Consider the following 14,684-nt stretch of genomic DNA (forward strand, 5'->3'; position numbering starts at 1 on the left):
ATCAGATAGAAACAGCTGGATTAATAAGGCATGAAATCGTTTAACCTGCTATTTCTATTTTATACTGCTTCTTCTTTTGTAATTTAAACGGAATCATTATTATATTTATATCGTTAATTTTCAAAAGAAAGTTTTTTACCTATCAGTAATTCTATTCAAAGTACTTATGAAACATTCGCAAAAAGGGGAGTTTTACGGAGAAACAAATAAGACAATTTGTTTTGAAGGACTTACTTTGACAGATACTGTCTATACACATCCTAAAGTGGACTGGCATTATCACGAACATGCTTATTTTACTTTTATTCTTGAAGGAAATGTGATGGAAGGAAATAAAAAAGAAGTCTATAATTGTGTTCCTGGAAGTTTGTTGTTTCATAATTGGCAAGATGCACATTATAATATCAAACCAGATGATGTGTTTACAAGAGGCTTTCATCTTGAAATAGAGAAGGAATGGTTTGATAAATTGTCCTTAACCAGCGATGGTTTAGAAGGAAGTACTAAAATTAGTAATCCCGATATTAAACAGCTGATGTATAAAATTTTTAGGGCCTCAAAAATAGATGATGGTGATTCAGATCTTTCTACACAAACTTTATTGCTGGAAATATTGTCTAAACTTAAAAAAAACTCTGTAGATGTCTTGCATAAAAATCCAAAATGGGTCACTATGATTGACGAAATTCTTCATGAACAATTTGCCGATTTGCTGACTCTTGATTATTTATCTAAAATACTTAATATTCATCCTATGCATCTTTCTCGAGATTTTTCTAAGTATTTTAATTGTACTTTGGGTGAATATATTAGGAAATTAAAAGTTGAAAAGGCGCTTTCGTTAATGGGGTCTAAACACCAGTCTTTTACAGAAATTGCGCATCAATGTGGTTTTTCAGATCAAAGCCATTTCAATCGCTGCTTTAAGGAAATCAACGGTATAAACCCTTCTGCACATAAAAAGATTCTTTTCAAAAAATAATTGTAATGTTAATTCTGTACAAGTTTTACAGTTTTAGGAGACTTATTTTTGCCTTTAATCAATCAAATCAATCAAATCATGAATCGAATTCTGACAATGTTTCTACTTTTTGTATGCCATAATCTAATGGCTCAAAACAATAATTTGTATCCCGCAGATGCTAATACAACTGATCTTCAAAAATCGAATACAGGCAAAGTGACCTTTATGAATGGTAACATTCCATTAGAACAATACAAAAGTTCTGATATGCTGAAATCATTTGAGCTTAAACGCAAATCTGATTTAAATATCAGGGTTTTTATGGATAATTCTGTTGTCAATTATCTGCATCAATTAGCACCAGATGTACCAGCAGAGAAACTTTTAGAATTAGGAAATCTTCAATTTACCTTTTATGTAGATGGTAATTTTATTTATAAAGAAAACATTCATTCTGGAGCTAATTTTGGATCTGGAGGAAATAAAAAAACATCTATTACTTTTCGTGTTCCTCTTACCAGTTCAAAAGGAGAGGACTGGTGGGCAATTTATATGTGGGAGAGATTTAAGAATAATGGAGGGGAAAAAGTATTAGTAGAAGGGAAGCATTTACTAAAAATAGAAATCAGACCGTATATAAAATTGAATGATACAAGTGAGGTTAAAGCGGGAAATTTAATTGCCGAGGGACAGGTAGAATTAATTGTAAAAGCACCTCAATTATCGGCAAAAGAAATCGAGATTCAGGAAATACAGCCTAATAGCGGCTGGGAAGTTTCGGCTTTGCCATTTGACAAAAAGAAAATTGAGGAACTTAATACGGCTATTGGTCAATATAATTTAAAAGAAATAACAAGTGTGGTGGTAATTCGAGAAGGTAAATTAATGCTGGAAGAGTATTTTAATGATGCCAATAGAAAAACGTTACATGATACACGTTCTGCAGGAAAATCATTTGCTTCAACTTTAATGGGGTTAGCGATTCAGGATGGTTATATTAAAAATGAAAATGTTACTTTGAGCAAGTTCTATGATTTAAAGCAATTTGATCATTACGACGTTGAAAAAGATAGGGTAAAAATAAAAGATTTGCTTACGATGAGTTCTGCTATTGATGGATCTGACATGGATGGACAATCGCCTGGTAATGAAGAAAACATGTATCCAACAGACAACTGGGTTAAGTTTGCTCTTGATTTACCAATGAATAAAGCTAAAACAAACGGAGGCCAATGGGATTATTTTACAGCAGGAGTTGTAGTATTAGGCGATATTCTGGATAAATCTGTTCCTGGTGGGTTGGAGAAATATGCAGCAGAGAAACTTTTTAAACCTTTAAATATTACAGAATATCAATGGCAATATACGCCTCAAAAAGTGGTTAATACGGCTGGAAGTTTGCAAATGACTTCGCTGGAATATGCAAAATATGCTCAATTGTATAAAAACAACGGTATCTGGAATGGAAAAAAAATATTAAGTAAAGATTGGATAGATAAATCGTTTACTAAACAAATTCAGATTCCGGAAAGAGATAATCAGTTTTATGGTTACTTGTTTTGGAATAAAACTTTTGTTTTTAAGGGTAAGAGTTATGAAACTTTTTATTGTGCCGGAAATGGCGGAAACGAATTTATTGTTTTTAAAGAACTTCCACTTGTGATTATTATTACATCAAAAGCATTTAATAAACCTTATGCTCATGCTCAGGCAGATAAAATTGTACAGGAGTATATTTTGCCTTCGTTATTGAAATAATACATTTTATGATAAAAAATCCCTCAGTTCCATTAAAGGTGGAACTGAAGGATAATCAAAAAAAAATTATATACAATCTTTTAGAACGAATGATGGAGTTAGATTGTTTTATCGCAGCTTCCGTAACCTACACCATCATTATAATAAGCATATCCTAACCATGCAAAAGGAACTCTTCCTGTAAATACTCCTGAACCACCTCTTAAAACAAGAGTTTTGTCTTCGTCTACGTTATAAGTAAGTCCAACTCTCGGATCGTCTTCAACTAATAATACTTTATTCATAATTAGATGTAATTGTAAGGCTGGCTATTATAAACTAAGAAATACAATAGTCATTTGAATTTGTTATTGGAGTTACTTTTTTATTGTTCAATTCTAAAAGTGTGTTTTCTATCATTTGCGACATTGTATCTAAAGCAAGATCATTGGGCTGAAGTCCAAAAGGGTTTTCTAATTCATCAGCAATTGCTTCAAGCGCTACAAAAGTATATGCAATAAATACAATTATAAACGGTGTAATCCATCCCATTGTTTCTACAAAGCCAAAAGACAATAAAAAGCAATAAATATAAACGGTTCTGTGTAGTAAGACACTATAAGTATACGGAATAGGTGTGCTGGCTATTCTTTCGCAGCCGCCAACTATATCTGAGAGTTTGTTTAGGTTTTCTTCGAATGCTAGTTGGGTAATGCTGTCAATCTTGTTTTCAGATTTGGCATTTTTTACCCAAAGGCCTAATTCACGTAAAATGATCACAGGTTTAAATTGTACTTCTTTAAGTTGTTCTGTAAAATCTTTTGGAAGCAGACGCGTCATGTCTTGTGCCGAATCTGTTTCTCTAAGCTGATGTTTCAGACTGTAAACGAATGCAATTAGTAAGTTAAGGAAGTTATCACGTTTTGAGTCATGATCATTTTCATTGATCAAAGTAATGCTTTGTCTGGCTAGAGATCGAGTGTCGTTAAGCAGTGCGCCCCAAAGTTTTCGGCCTTCCCAAAATCTGTCGTAACTTACACTATTTCTAAATCCGAGGAAAATAGCAAGCGCGATTCCAAACAAAGTAAAAATGGCAGGATTTATATGTAAGTTGTATTGTACAAGATAAGGCTTAAAATAAACTACTGTAAAGGAGAATAACAGTAATAATAGAAGTCTGGGCAAGAGCTGTGGCAGAACAGAACCTTTCCATTCAAAGAGCATTTTAAACCAAGTGTCTTTTTTCTTTATAATCATCTGAAAGCGGAGAAATTATTGACTATAAAAATAGTTAAAAGTACAACCTGTTACAAGAAAAATAATAGAGAATATAGGAGCACATTATTTATATGCTGTGTAAGTAAATGATTTCAAAAAAAGTTTATATTTGGATCTTAATTTTATCATTCAACAAAATTTACTATCAAATAATTTATAACAATTTATGAAGTCTTTTTCGATCAAAATAATGACGTTTTTACTGTTACTAATCTTTTTAGGCTGTGACGGTAAAAAGCAAAAAGCAGAGCCAAATTCATATGAGGCTGGCGTAATTTTATCTTTTGATGATGCTTATGTTGATGAATGGTTTGAGGCTGATCAGGCTTTGAAGAAATATGGATGGAAAGCAACTTTTAATGTTTGCAGAATAGATTCTATTGGAGCTCCACAAATGAAAAAACTGCTGCAGCTTCAAAAAGAAGGCCATGAAATTGCAGGTCATGGCTATCATCATTACAATGCGGTGAAATTTGTACAAAAAAACGGAATCGATGAATATATGAAGCAGGAAATTGATCCTATGATTGCTTCCATGAAAAATAAATCTTTTAAGGTGACTTCATTTGCATATCCTTACGGTTTAAGATCTGATGCGCTTGATAAGGCATTATCTGCCGATTTTAAAATTATTAGAGGAAGAGCTTTTGGCGGTGAAGTTCCAGAAAAGCAGGATAGTTATTTTAATAATAAAAAAATAGTATTTGCTTTTGATATTGATAACAGTCATATTCATTTTAGTATTCCTTATGTTTTAGAATTGCTTGATTACGCAAAGAAAAACAATAAAATTTTGCTTTTGTGCGGTCATAAACCAGTGAAAAATGTAACTGAAAATTATCAGGTAAAAATTGAAACTTTGGAGTTTATCTGCAAGTACATGAAACTAAATGATCTTAAGTTTTATAAACTGTCCGATTTAGATGATTTGCTTCCTCAGAAATAAAAGATTTTTTAGTATTGTTTTTTACTACAGATTTTATGGAAGTCCTTTGGCACTTTGAAAAGAAGAAAGAAAATGAATAGTCTCCAGCTTTAGTTCAATGTTATTAAGTTGTTTAAAAAGTAAATTCTCAACCATTATCAAAACATTGCCAATGGTTTCAACCATTGGAACACAAAGCATTTCCACAATACAATATCACACCTCGTATTCCCGTGGTTGAAACCACGGGTTATGTCTTAATTTTAGTTTGGATGAACTCTGTAAAATCGACAATCTTACTATTAGTTATTAGCATATCAAAACTCTCTTAATTTAATGACATTGAGTTTAGCCAAATCGCATTAGATTAAATTTGGCTAAAGCCTGAATTTATGACTAATTTTTCTCCTCCAGTTAAAACTGGAGGCAATTTAAGTAATGTATATTAAGACAACGAGTAGACAAAACAAACAAGTAACAACTTTAAAAGAATGAGATATAATTTAATCCCAATAATTTCTTTCTTTTGACTTTATGACTTTATGACTTTATGACTTTGGACTTTAAGACTTTCAACTTTATAACTTTCGACTCAACTTTTAATTACTTTTGATAGAACCTGCGGAATTTGAAGCAGGTCGTAATCATCATTAAAAACAATATATTGATTTTGCCATGAAGGTGAGAATTTGTCTTTAAAATCGCGAAGACCTTTATAATGGGAGAATGATTTTAATTTTTCATAAGCATATTTCATTGATTTTTCTTGAATAGTCTGCGGGTTTTCGATTCCGCTCATAGGCGCAAGACCAAGATCTACAAAGGAAACATTTTGCGCTTTTAAATGATTGAAAAGTGTTACCATCATAAAATCGATAATACCATTTGGCGCATCATTTGTTTTTCTGATTAAGTCGTAAGTACTTTCGTTTTTCTTATAATCTGGAATGATATTTAAGAATGCAAGAATTTTGCCTTCGTTATTTTCTACCGTTATAATGGTTTGTTTTTTGAGTTCTTCCCAAAGAAAAATGCCCTGAGAAAAAAGTACTTCTTTTCGTGAAGTTTCTACAAGCCATTGATCGCTCACGGCTTTTATTTGCTGTAGTAAACCATCTTTTATTGGAGGCTCGTTAATAACAGCTTGCAAACCTAAATCGGTGATTTTTTTTATAGAGTTGCGCAAAGACTTTCTGTTTTGTCCTTCAAGATGAAATTCCTGTAAATCTACAACAGCAGCCTGACCAACAAAAAAGTATTTTTTACCCATTTGAGTATACAATTTTAAGTTGGCTTCTGGAATGCGATAAAACATACTTCTTAATCCATAATCATAACAGTATTTATCAAATTCAAGAATACAAGAACGGATTTCTTGTTCATCACGTCCAACGGGATTTTCTAGTACAACCGCAAAGTTTCCTGATAATCTATAAGAAAGAAACGCATTTTGATTCTTTGAAATAAAAAGCATTTTTTCAAAATAGGTTTTGAAATAATCCAAACTCGAATTGCCATATTGTTCAAGAAGTACAGTGGTAATTTCTTTTTCTTGTGCAGTGACAGTGTTTTTTAGAATTGAAGGTTTAACCAAGGTAAAAATTAAGAAGGCAAAAGAAAGAAATCCGCTGATTTTGAGCGATAGTAAAAAATGCATCGCAAATGTTCCTGTTGGATGCAGATTATCGCTGCCAATTAGAAAATAGTTTTGAAGTGTATATCGAATAGATTCTATAAAACTAAAATCAATATTAAAGTGTTTTTTGTCGAAGAAATAAAAGCCAAGCACTCCATAAATTAAAACGGCTAATATGCTTAATAATGAAGTTTGTAAACCAATAAGACTCAGTCTACGATTTGTTTTTATATAGTATTCTTTTCGTGTTACAATTAAAACGCAAAGCACTAAAAATGCAATAGCAGATTCTTCAAAATCAATTGCTTTTGTAAGGTTTCCAATCAGTGAAATTACAGATAATAAGACGGCAAACCACCAAGCCATTCTGAGTCCTTTCAGCATAAAAGCTGCCGTTACCAGTAGAAATAAACCAGTAGTGAGCACCAAATAGTTTGAGGTATGTATAGCTTCAATAGGCAGAATATCTTTAAGAGTTAAAAGTCTGCTGTGAATGGCAGGCGTTACAACCGAAATAATATTTATAACACCAAGTACAAACAAAAGCAGAGCAGGAACTATTCGCAAAATCAGTTTTTGGATTCTTGAAGCAAACAAGAATACAGCGGCAAGCAAAGGCAGCCAGAACTCGAAAACACGATAGAATAGTGTTATTGCAACGGCTTCCATATTATTAAAACCATATTTAATTAAGATATAGCTCATAGAGACTTCGACAGCGCCAAGACCTCTTAATAAAGGAGAAACTATTAAAAAGATTACGGCAACTACATATGCAACTGAAGCGGCTAGGAGAGAAGCTTCGACCTGTATCGCTTTCATACCAATATAGATATGTATAATTCCTGTAAGATCAATTAATAAAGAACAAAATACAATTTTAAGAAAGCTTTTTCTATTGATGTTATACTGTTGTAAATCGGTGATAAAAGGTTCTGTTTTTGGGAAACTTTTCAGCAGAAACTTATAAAAACTCCCTTTTTGAATTATCGAATTAATTAAAACAAAAAGCAGCGGCAGAATAAAGATAACAAGTACTAGAACCAGCCATTCGCTGTAGCCAATGCTTCCCTTTAGAAGAGAAAAAAGAAATAGAGGTATTGCAAGAAGTACGACTGATAAAATACCAACAAATCCGTATAAGGCAGAGGCTAAATGGATTTCAGTTTTAGTTGCTCCTTTTTTTGACAAACGTTCGGTAAAGAATAAAAGTGATGTGATACCTCCGGCAGGAAGAAATACACTTATAAAATTTCGTTTTATAAATAAAGCATTGGCATCTTTCCAGCTGATATTAGCTCCAATGGCAGAAAAAGAAACTACATACAATAAACCTTGTAGAAAAATATATAGAATTGTAACGAGCAAAGCAACAAGAACCCATTGAGGCTGCGCTGCAGTAATACTGTTTTTTATCTGATACAATTCACTTTGTTCTTCTTTTATAAACCAAAAACCAATTATAAAGAAAATTAAGGTCAAGGTAATTTGACCTAACAATTTCCCGTTTTTCGAGAAAAAAGCAACAATTCTTTTTTGAAGCGAGTGCAGGGTAGTTTCGGTTTGGTTTATTTCTTTCATAGAAAAGGACTTATTTACTTTATTTATTATAAAAACAATTTATAAGTTCTGTATTCTGTAATTTTTAACGTTTTTTTTTAAGGAATGATTGCAAATTGTAAAACTGAATTTTAAAAAGAAAATAACAGTTAAAAATACGCTTATTTTTTGTAAGATAAAAATTTGTGTTTTTTTGGATTATCAGCATAAATAAAGCTGAAAAGAATACTTTTTTTGTACTATTTTCTTTTCACGCTGCTCATTTTTCGAATTAAATTCCTGTAATTTGCAGCTTAAGATTTGCTTAAGGAACTAAGTAAAAAAGTCTTTAATGCCAATTTTAAAATACAATATTATTTTAGACATTGAGTTAAGACTAATTATCGTATTTGCATTATGGACAATAGAAAGTTTATATTAAGTTTAAAGAATGGTAATGAGGAGGCTTTCAAGAAAGCATATCTAAGTTACTACGATAAGCTGATAAGTATTGCAAAACGATTTGATTTTACAGTTCTTACTCCGCAGGATTTTATTCAAGAAACTTTTTTAAGACTTTATAATAAGAGAGAATTACTCCATGAAGATGTTTTGTTTGACAAGCAATTGTTTACCATATGCAAAAACATCATTATTAATCATGTTAATAGAGAAAATAAAGTAGTTCAACTTGATTCTCTGCGATTTGAATTTGAAGAGGAAGTTACTGATACCACAGTTTTTGAAGAAAGAAAAGAAAAACTGTACAACTTCATAAATCAGCTTCCTGAACAACAACAAAAAATATTTACACTACATAAACTGGAAAACCTTAGCTATAAGGAGATTGCGGAGCTTACAGATCTTTCTGAAAAGACTATTGCCAATCATATTTATCTCGCCAGTAAATTTATTCGAAAAAAAATAGAAGATCATTAGGAACTTTTCTGTTCTCGTTTGTTATATATAAAAAAAGAGAACTTAAAATGCATATTGAATCTTATAAAACAGATGTAAAAAGCAAGGAAGATGCAAGCTTTATGGTTGCACTTCTGCAGTTTATCATTTCTGATTGTATAATGAATTTTGATTTGGAGGATTCTAATAAAATTTTGCGAATTGAAACCAATAGAGAAATAAAAGAAATGGTTTATGGCGTTTTTAATAAACAAGGATTTCATTGTCAAAAACTTTAGCGCTCAAGAGATATGGATGAAAAGAAATTAGAGGAGGAATTGAAAAAACTATGGGAAGAAACTCCCGTTGCGCATTCTGATAGTGAAAAAGAAGCTTCCTGGGAAGCCTTTCAGGCAAAAGCATTTCCTGTAAAAGAGAAAAAGTTTAAGCCATGGCGTTATTATGCAGCGGCGGCAGCGGTGTTGGTTTTTATTTTCATTGGTACTGGAATTTACTTTAATAAAGATGTTATGGCCAGCAGTGTAAATCTTGCTGGAATTACAATTGAGAATTCCACTTCAATATTAAAAATTGTGGCATTGCCAGACAGTTCAAGTGTAGAATTGAGCCCAAATTCTAAAATTGTGTACGCCAATAATTTTGCTGTTGACAGAAAAGTTGAAGTTACAGGTCGTGCCTATTTTAAAGTTAAGAAAGATAAAAAGCATCCGTTTCAGGTTTTTTGTAATGAAACAACAACGACAGTTTTAGGAACTTCTTTTACAGTTGAAGGCTACAATAAAAAAGGAGTTACTGTAGAGCTTTTTGAAGGAAGTGTTGAGATGAGTGTGAAGAACCAAGATAAGAAATGGATACTTAAACCGGGTGAGAAATTTACTTACGGAGAAGAAACAGCTTCAGTATCTCATTTTAACAGATTTACAGATTTTGATAACGAAAAACTCAGCGTTGTCTGTACTTACATAGAAACAAATTATGGTTATAAAGTGACTATTCCTGAGGAATACCACAGCCAGAAAATTACAGTACGAATAAACAAAAAGGAAGATTTAAAAACAATTGTTCAATTAATATCAGAAATGTATAACCTAAACTTTGAAGTAAATGAGAAATTAAAGCAGATTACTTTTCAGTAGAAAAGAAAAGGATGTCCTAGCCGCGAAACTAAACATCCTTCCCAAAGTCAAGGCAGCACGAAGCTGTCTATTTAATAATATTCAAAAATACAAAATTTCATGAAGTGTATAATTTCAGCATGCTTTTTTTTATTCAGTTGGTGTATGTGTGCCCAAAACATAAGCGTAACTGTAGATCAAACAGTAACATTAAAAGAATTTTTTAAGCAAATTGAAAATCAAACGGATTATAAATTTGCCTTTACGGATCAGATAAATACAAATCAAAAGTATTTTACTCAAAAAGGTGTTTATAACAATGTAGAAATAAAAGAGCTTATTAATCAGCTTAATAAAACTGCATTGGTTCAATTTTCGGTTGTAGGTAATAATATTTTCGTAAAGCATAAAGCTGCAAAAACAACTAAAAAAAAAAATAAGCTGACAGGACAAGTTCTAGATGAAGATAAAGAACCTGTTATTGGTGCTAATGTTTACATCAAAGAGATTGCTGCAGGTGCTTCGACAGATGCTAACGGAACGTTTTCTATGGATTTGGACAAAGGCACCTATACGGTTATAATTAGTTATGTTGGTTTTAAAAATAAAGAAAAGCAAGTTACAGTTTCTGATGATACTAAGGTAAGATTCAATATGGAGCCAGACAGTCACGAGCTGGAGCAGGTCGTGATTACTGGTAACAAAGCTGTTGATGTTAGAAATACACAAATGAGTGTTAATAAGCTTTCGATGGCAGAGATTAAAAGATTACCAACGGCAATGGGGGAACCAGATCCATTAAAATCATTGTTGACTTTACCGGGGGTTACAAATGCAGGCGAAGCTTCTTCTGGTTTTAATGTGCGTGGAGGTGCTGCTGATCAGAACTTAATTCTTCTGGATGGCGCTCCTGTATACGGTGACTCGCATATGTTTGGTTTCTTTTCTATTTTTAATGCAGATGTCGTTAGCGGATTAGATTTATACAAAGGAGGTATTCCGTCTAAATTTGGAGGTCGTGTTTCGTCAGTTCTTGATGTAAGTCAGCAAACAGGAGATCTTACTGATTATAAAGTAAATGGAGGTATTGGTCTTATTTCAAGCCGGCTTTTAGTACAAGGTCCTTTAAAAAAGGATGTTGGTTCGTTTATTATTGCTGGTCGTGCTTCTTATGCTCATTTGTTTTTAAAACTTACTGATATTAAAAGTTCTGTCATGTTTTATGACATTAATGCGAAGTTAAATTATCGTCTAGGCGCAAATAACTCGATTGCTTTTTCTGGTTATACGGGAAATGATTTATTTGATATTAATAATTTTTTTGCCAGTACCTACGGTAATACTATGGGAACGTTTAGTTGGAAACATAGGTTTTCAGACAACTTAAATACAAATCTGTCTATTTTTTACAGTGATTACAAATTTAATCTGCAAATACCCTTTCAAAAACTTGAATGGGATAGTAAGATTACCAACTATGGTTTAAAATACAACTGGAACCACACGATATCAGACAATTTTAAACTTAACTATGGTATAGACGGTTTATATTATGACTTTAATCCTGGAACTGTACAGCCGTATGGTGTTGATTCGCAGTATAATTATAAACAATTAGATAAAAAATACGCTTTAGAAACTTCTGCATATCTCGATGTTGAGAATCAAATTACAGAAAAGTTAAATCTTCGTTACGGACTTCGTTACAGTATGTTTAATCGTTTGGGAGGCGAAAGTATCAATATTTATGAAAATGGAGAAGCAGTAGTTTATAATCCGCTATATCATATTTATGAAGAAGGAACACCAATTGGAAGTACTTATTACGGAAAAGGAAAAACCATTAGCACTTTTAATAATTTTGAACCAAGATTGGCATTATCATATGCTTTTAATGATGAAACTTCTGTAAAAGCGAGCTACAACAGAATGGCGCAATATATCCACATGTTGTCTAATACCCGTGCACCTTTGCCTATGACAATCTGGACGCCAAGTGGACCTTTTACAAAACCACAATTGCTGGATCAATATGCAGCAGGGTATTTCAAAAATTTTAAGGATCAAGAGTACTCTTTTGAAGGTGAATTATTTTATAAAAAGATTCAAAACCGTATTGATTACATTGACGGAGCAAATTTGTTAGGTAACAATAATATTGAACAAGATATCTTGAACGGAAAAGCCAGATCCTATGGTATGGAGTTATTATTGAGAAAAAATACGGGTCGTTTTACAGGATGGGTTTCTTATACTTTGTCTAAAGCAGAGCAAAAAACACCTGGAAGAACACCTGAAGAACCAGGTATTGCCAATGGCGAATGGTATTTGTCTGGTTATGATAAATTGCATAATCTGAATGTTACAGCAAATTACGAATTCAATCCTAAATGGTCTTTCAATGCTAATTTCAGCTTGCAATCAGGTCAGCCCGTAACATACCCAAATGGTTATTACGAATTTGGCGGAAGAAACATACCTAACTATACGTTGAGAAATTCAAACAGACTTCCAGCTTATCATCATTTAGATATTGGCGCAACTTATACTCCTAAACCAGATAAAAAGAAAGGATGGCAAAGCTATTGGGTATTTAGTATTTACAATCTTTATAATAGGCAAAATGCTGCATCGATCACGTTTGCACAAAATAATGATACAGGAATGAACGAGTCTAGACAATTGTCTATTTATGGATTAGTTCCTGGTGTTTCTTATAATTTTAAATTTTAATAGTATGCTTAGATTAAAACAATACAATTTTAAAAGTAAAGCGTTTACGCTATTCAGTCTTCTTTTTGTTTTACTTTTTTCATCTTGCGATAAGGTTGTCGAACTTGATTTAGAAACAGGAGATCCCAAAATAGTAATTGATGCTGAAATCATTTGGGAAAAAGGAACTGACGGCAGTCAACAATCGATAAAAATAACCCGAATGGCTCCTTATTACAGTGCCACTACGCCAAAGGTTTCAGGAGCACAGGTGAGAGTGGAGAATAGCAATGGAGTTGTTTTTAAATTCAATGAATCTGAGCCGGGTTTATATGTCTGTACTAATTTTGTTCCTGTAATTAATATGGAATACAAATTATTTGTAGACGTTGATGGACAGAGTTTAACAGCGACTGAAAAATTAATTAGTGTACCGCCAATTGACAAAATAGATCAGGAATTTATGGCCGATATTTCAGGACCAGACCTTATTGTGGTAACATTTTATTATAAAGACCCTGCCGATCAGGCAAATTATTATCTGACAGATTATAAAACTGATTTTCTGCCTTTTCCGGAATACACATCTACAAGTGATGAATTTATTAATGGAAATGAAATAAATGAAAAATTTACAGATACAGATTTAAAGCCGGGAAAAGTTTTAAATATTACACATCGTGGTATTTCTAAAAATTTCTCTAATTATATGAGTTTAATTCTGGAGGTAACAAATTCGAATCCTTTTGCTGCGGCACCCGGCAATATAAGAGGAAATATTATTAATACTACTGACGCAAACAATTTTGCACTAGGCTATTTCAGGGTTTGCGAAGCAAACCGAATGACCTATACTGTAAAATAAAAATTAGTTTTTAAGATTGATTTGTATGTACATCTGGCATTTAAGTAGAATGTCAGGTGTATTTTTTTTGCAATAAATCTTTGCAATTAGTTTTTAGTTTGATTTAGACAAATCTACTGTTTTTTAAAACCGCTCGAGCTGAATTTTCTTGTTTCTACACGAATCCTTTCGTGTGGGAAGTTTTTGCTAAATCATTTTTTTTTTTATTAAACTTTTTTAAAAGAAAAGTAACTTAACCAATATATAGCCACACGAAAGGATTCATGTGGGAGCGGGGTGTCTTTAGGCTGACAGCTGGCAAATAAACCAATAATTAAAAAACAGTATATAAAAAAACTAGTTTTTGGGTACATAAATTTCTCTTTTATAAATTTCCTTTTATCAAATAAAACAGCATTATTTTTCCTGCCAGTAATCTAACTCTGGAAACTCAAGAGGTTCTCTGCCTTCCCATTTAGGAAATACGAAATCTTTTGGAAGCGAGTATTGTGATATTTCAAAATCATTTTTTTCTAAATTGAATTTTGATGCTCTAAATTTCATTATTTCAATTTTTTCTTTTGAATTTTCAAGCCATATCCTTCCAAATGTGTATGGTTTATTTTCCGAAACTTTATCCATTCCTACAGTAAGAAATACATTATTGCCATATTTGTTTTGAAATTCAATAAATAGGCTCTCTAGATTTTTTGGTAGTACAATTTGAGCTTCGTACCATTCGTTGCCATCTCTTGAATGCCATCGCATCCAAAATTGTACAGGAAGCTTTTTACCTTTTGCAACTTTTAGCTTGATATTTTCATTCCATTTTATGTATGGAATCGGATCTTTATTTGAATATATTATACTGCCATCTTTGGTATATCCTGCAATGGCTATACTATAATCTCTTTTATCTTCTTGTTCTGTCGTGAAACCAATATCGTAATCATATTCTTTTTCTCCCTTCTCCCAAATAGAATAAGGAATGCCGTGCAAATAGCGAAAAATATTCA

At 32.2% G+C, this 14,684-nt stretch carries 12 protein-coding genes; 8 read left to right on the forward strand and 4 right to left on the reverse strand.

Annotated elements, in window-relative coordinates; translation table 11 throughout:
* Positions 1 to 166 precede the first annotated feature (166 nt).
* Positions 167 to 982 (forward strand): helix-turn-helix domain-containing protein, encoded by an 816-nt coding sequence (locus ACHRV0_RS16900; RefSeq protein WP_395441715.1) that lies wholly within the window; start codon positions 167 to 169, stop codon positions 980 to 982.
* A 78-nt stretch (positions 983 to 1,060) separates the two neighbouring features.
* On the forward strand, positions 1,061 to 2,722 hold the full coding sequence (locus ACHRV0_RS16905) for a serine hydrolase domain-containing protein (protein ID WP_395441716.1): 1,662 nt from the start codon (positions 1,061 to 1,063) through the stop codon (positions 2,720 to 2,722).
* 98 nt (positions 2,723 to 2,820) lie between these two features.
* Here the strand turns inward: ACHRV0_RS16905 and ACHRV0_RS16910 are convergent, their stop codons facing one another.
* A complete protein-coding gene (locus ACHRV0_RS16910; protein WP_395441717.1) occupies positions 2,821 to 3,006 on the reverse strand; it encodes a hypothetical protein in 186 nt (61 codons plus the stop codon).
* 34 nt (positions 3,007 to 3,040) lie between these two features.
* On the reverse strand, positions 3,041 to 3,958 hold the full coding sequence (locus tag ACHRV0_RS16915) for a bestrophin family protein (RefSeq protein ID WP_395441718.1): 918 nt from the start codon (positions 3,956 to 3,958) through the stop codon (positions 3,041 to 3,043).
* Positions 3,959 to 4,169: 211 nt separating this feature from the next.
* Between ACHRV0_RS16915 and ACHRV0_RS16920 the strand changes: the two genes are divergently transcribed.
* Positions 4,170 to 4,925, forward strand: a complete 756-nt coding sequence (locus ACHRV0_RS16920) for a polysaccharide deacetylase family protein (protein WP_395441719.1) — start codon at positions 4,170 to 4,172, stop codon at positions 4,923 to 4,925.
* A gap of 571 nt (positions 4,926 to 5,496) precedes the next feature.
* On the opposite strand, the gene ACHRV0_RS16925 is transcribed toward ACHRV0_RS16920, so the two are convergent.
* Positions 5,497 to 8,121: a phosphatidylglycerol lysyltransferase domain-containing protein gene (locus ACHRV0_RS16925; protein ID WP_395441720.1), complete on the reverse strand. Its 2,625-nt coding sequence runs from the start codon at positions 8,119 to 8,121 to the stop codon at positions 5,497 to 5,499.
* Positions 8,122 to 8,496: 375 nt separating this feature from the next.
* Between ACHRV0_RS16925 and ACHRV0_RS16930 the strand changes: the two genes are divergently transcribed.
* The 5 genes from ACHRV0_RS16930 to ACHRV0_RS16950 all read left to right on the forward strand — a co-directional run bounded on the left by ACHRV0_RS16930 (position 8,497) and on the right by ACHRV0_RS16950 (position 13,689).
* Positions 8,497 to 9,018: an RNA polymerase sigma factor gene (locus ACHRV0_RS16930; RefSeq protein WP_395441721.1), complete on the forward strand. Its 522-nt coding sequence runs from the start codon at positions 8,497 to 8,499 to the stop codon at positions 9,016 to 9,018.
* Positions 9,019 to 9,065: 47 nt separating this feature from the next.
* Positions 9,066 to 9,275 (forward strand): hypothetical protein, encoded by a 210-nt coding sequence (locus ACHRV0_RS16935; RefSeq protein ID WP_089055026.1) that lies wholly within the window; start codon positions 9,066 to 9,068, stop codon positions 9,273 to 9,275.
* A 12-nt stretch (positions 9,276 to 9,287) separates the two neighbouring features.
* Positions 9,288 to 10,133: a FecR family protein gene (locus ACHRV0_RS16940; RefSeq protein WP_395441722.1), complete on the forward strand. Its 846-nt coding sequence runs from the start codon at positions 9,288 to 9,290 to the stop codon at positions 10,131 to 10,133.
* A 99-nt stretch (positions 10,134 to 10,232) separates the two neighbouring features.
* Positions 10,233 to 12,845 carry a TonB-dependent receptor domain-containing protein gene (locus ACHRV0_RS16945; protein ID WP_395441723.1) on the forward strand — a complete coding sequence of 871 codons (2,613 nt, stop codon included), beginning with the start codon at positions 10,233 to 10,235 and terminating at the stop codon, positions 12,843 to 12,845.
* Positions 12,846 to 12,849: 4 nt separating this feature from the next.
* On the forward strand, positions 12,850 to 13,689 hold the full coding sequence (locus ACHRV0_RS16950) for a DUF4249 domain-containing protein (RefSeq protein ID WP_129024741.1): 840 nt from the start codon (positions 12,850 to 12,852) through the stop codon (positions 13,687 to 13,689).
* 396 nt (positions 13,690 to 14,085) lie between these two features.
* Here the strand turns inward: ACHRV0_RS16950 and ACHRV0_RS16955 are convergent.
* Positions 14,086 to 14,684: hypothetical protein (locus tag ACHRV0_RS16955; protein ID WP_395441724.1), on the reverse strand; the 599-nt coding region annotated here is incomplete at its 5' end.

This window comes from Flavobacterium sp. FlaQc-30 (assembly GCF_044005885.1).
Classification (GTDB): domain Bacteria; phylum Bacteroidota; class Bacteroidia; order Flavobacteriales; family Flavobacteriaceae; genus Flavobacterium.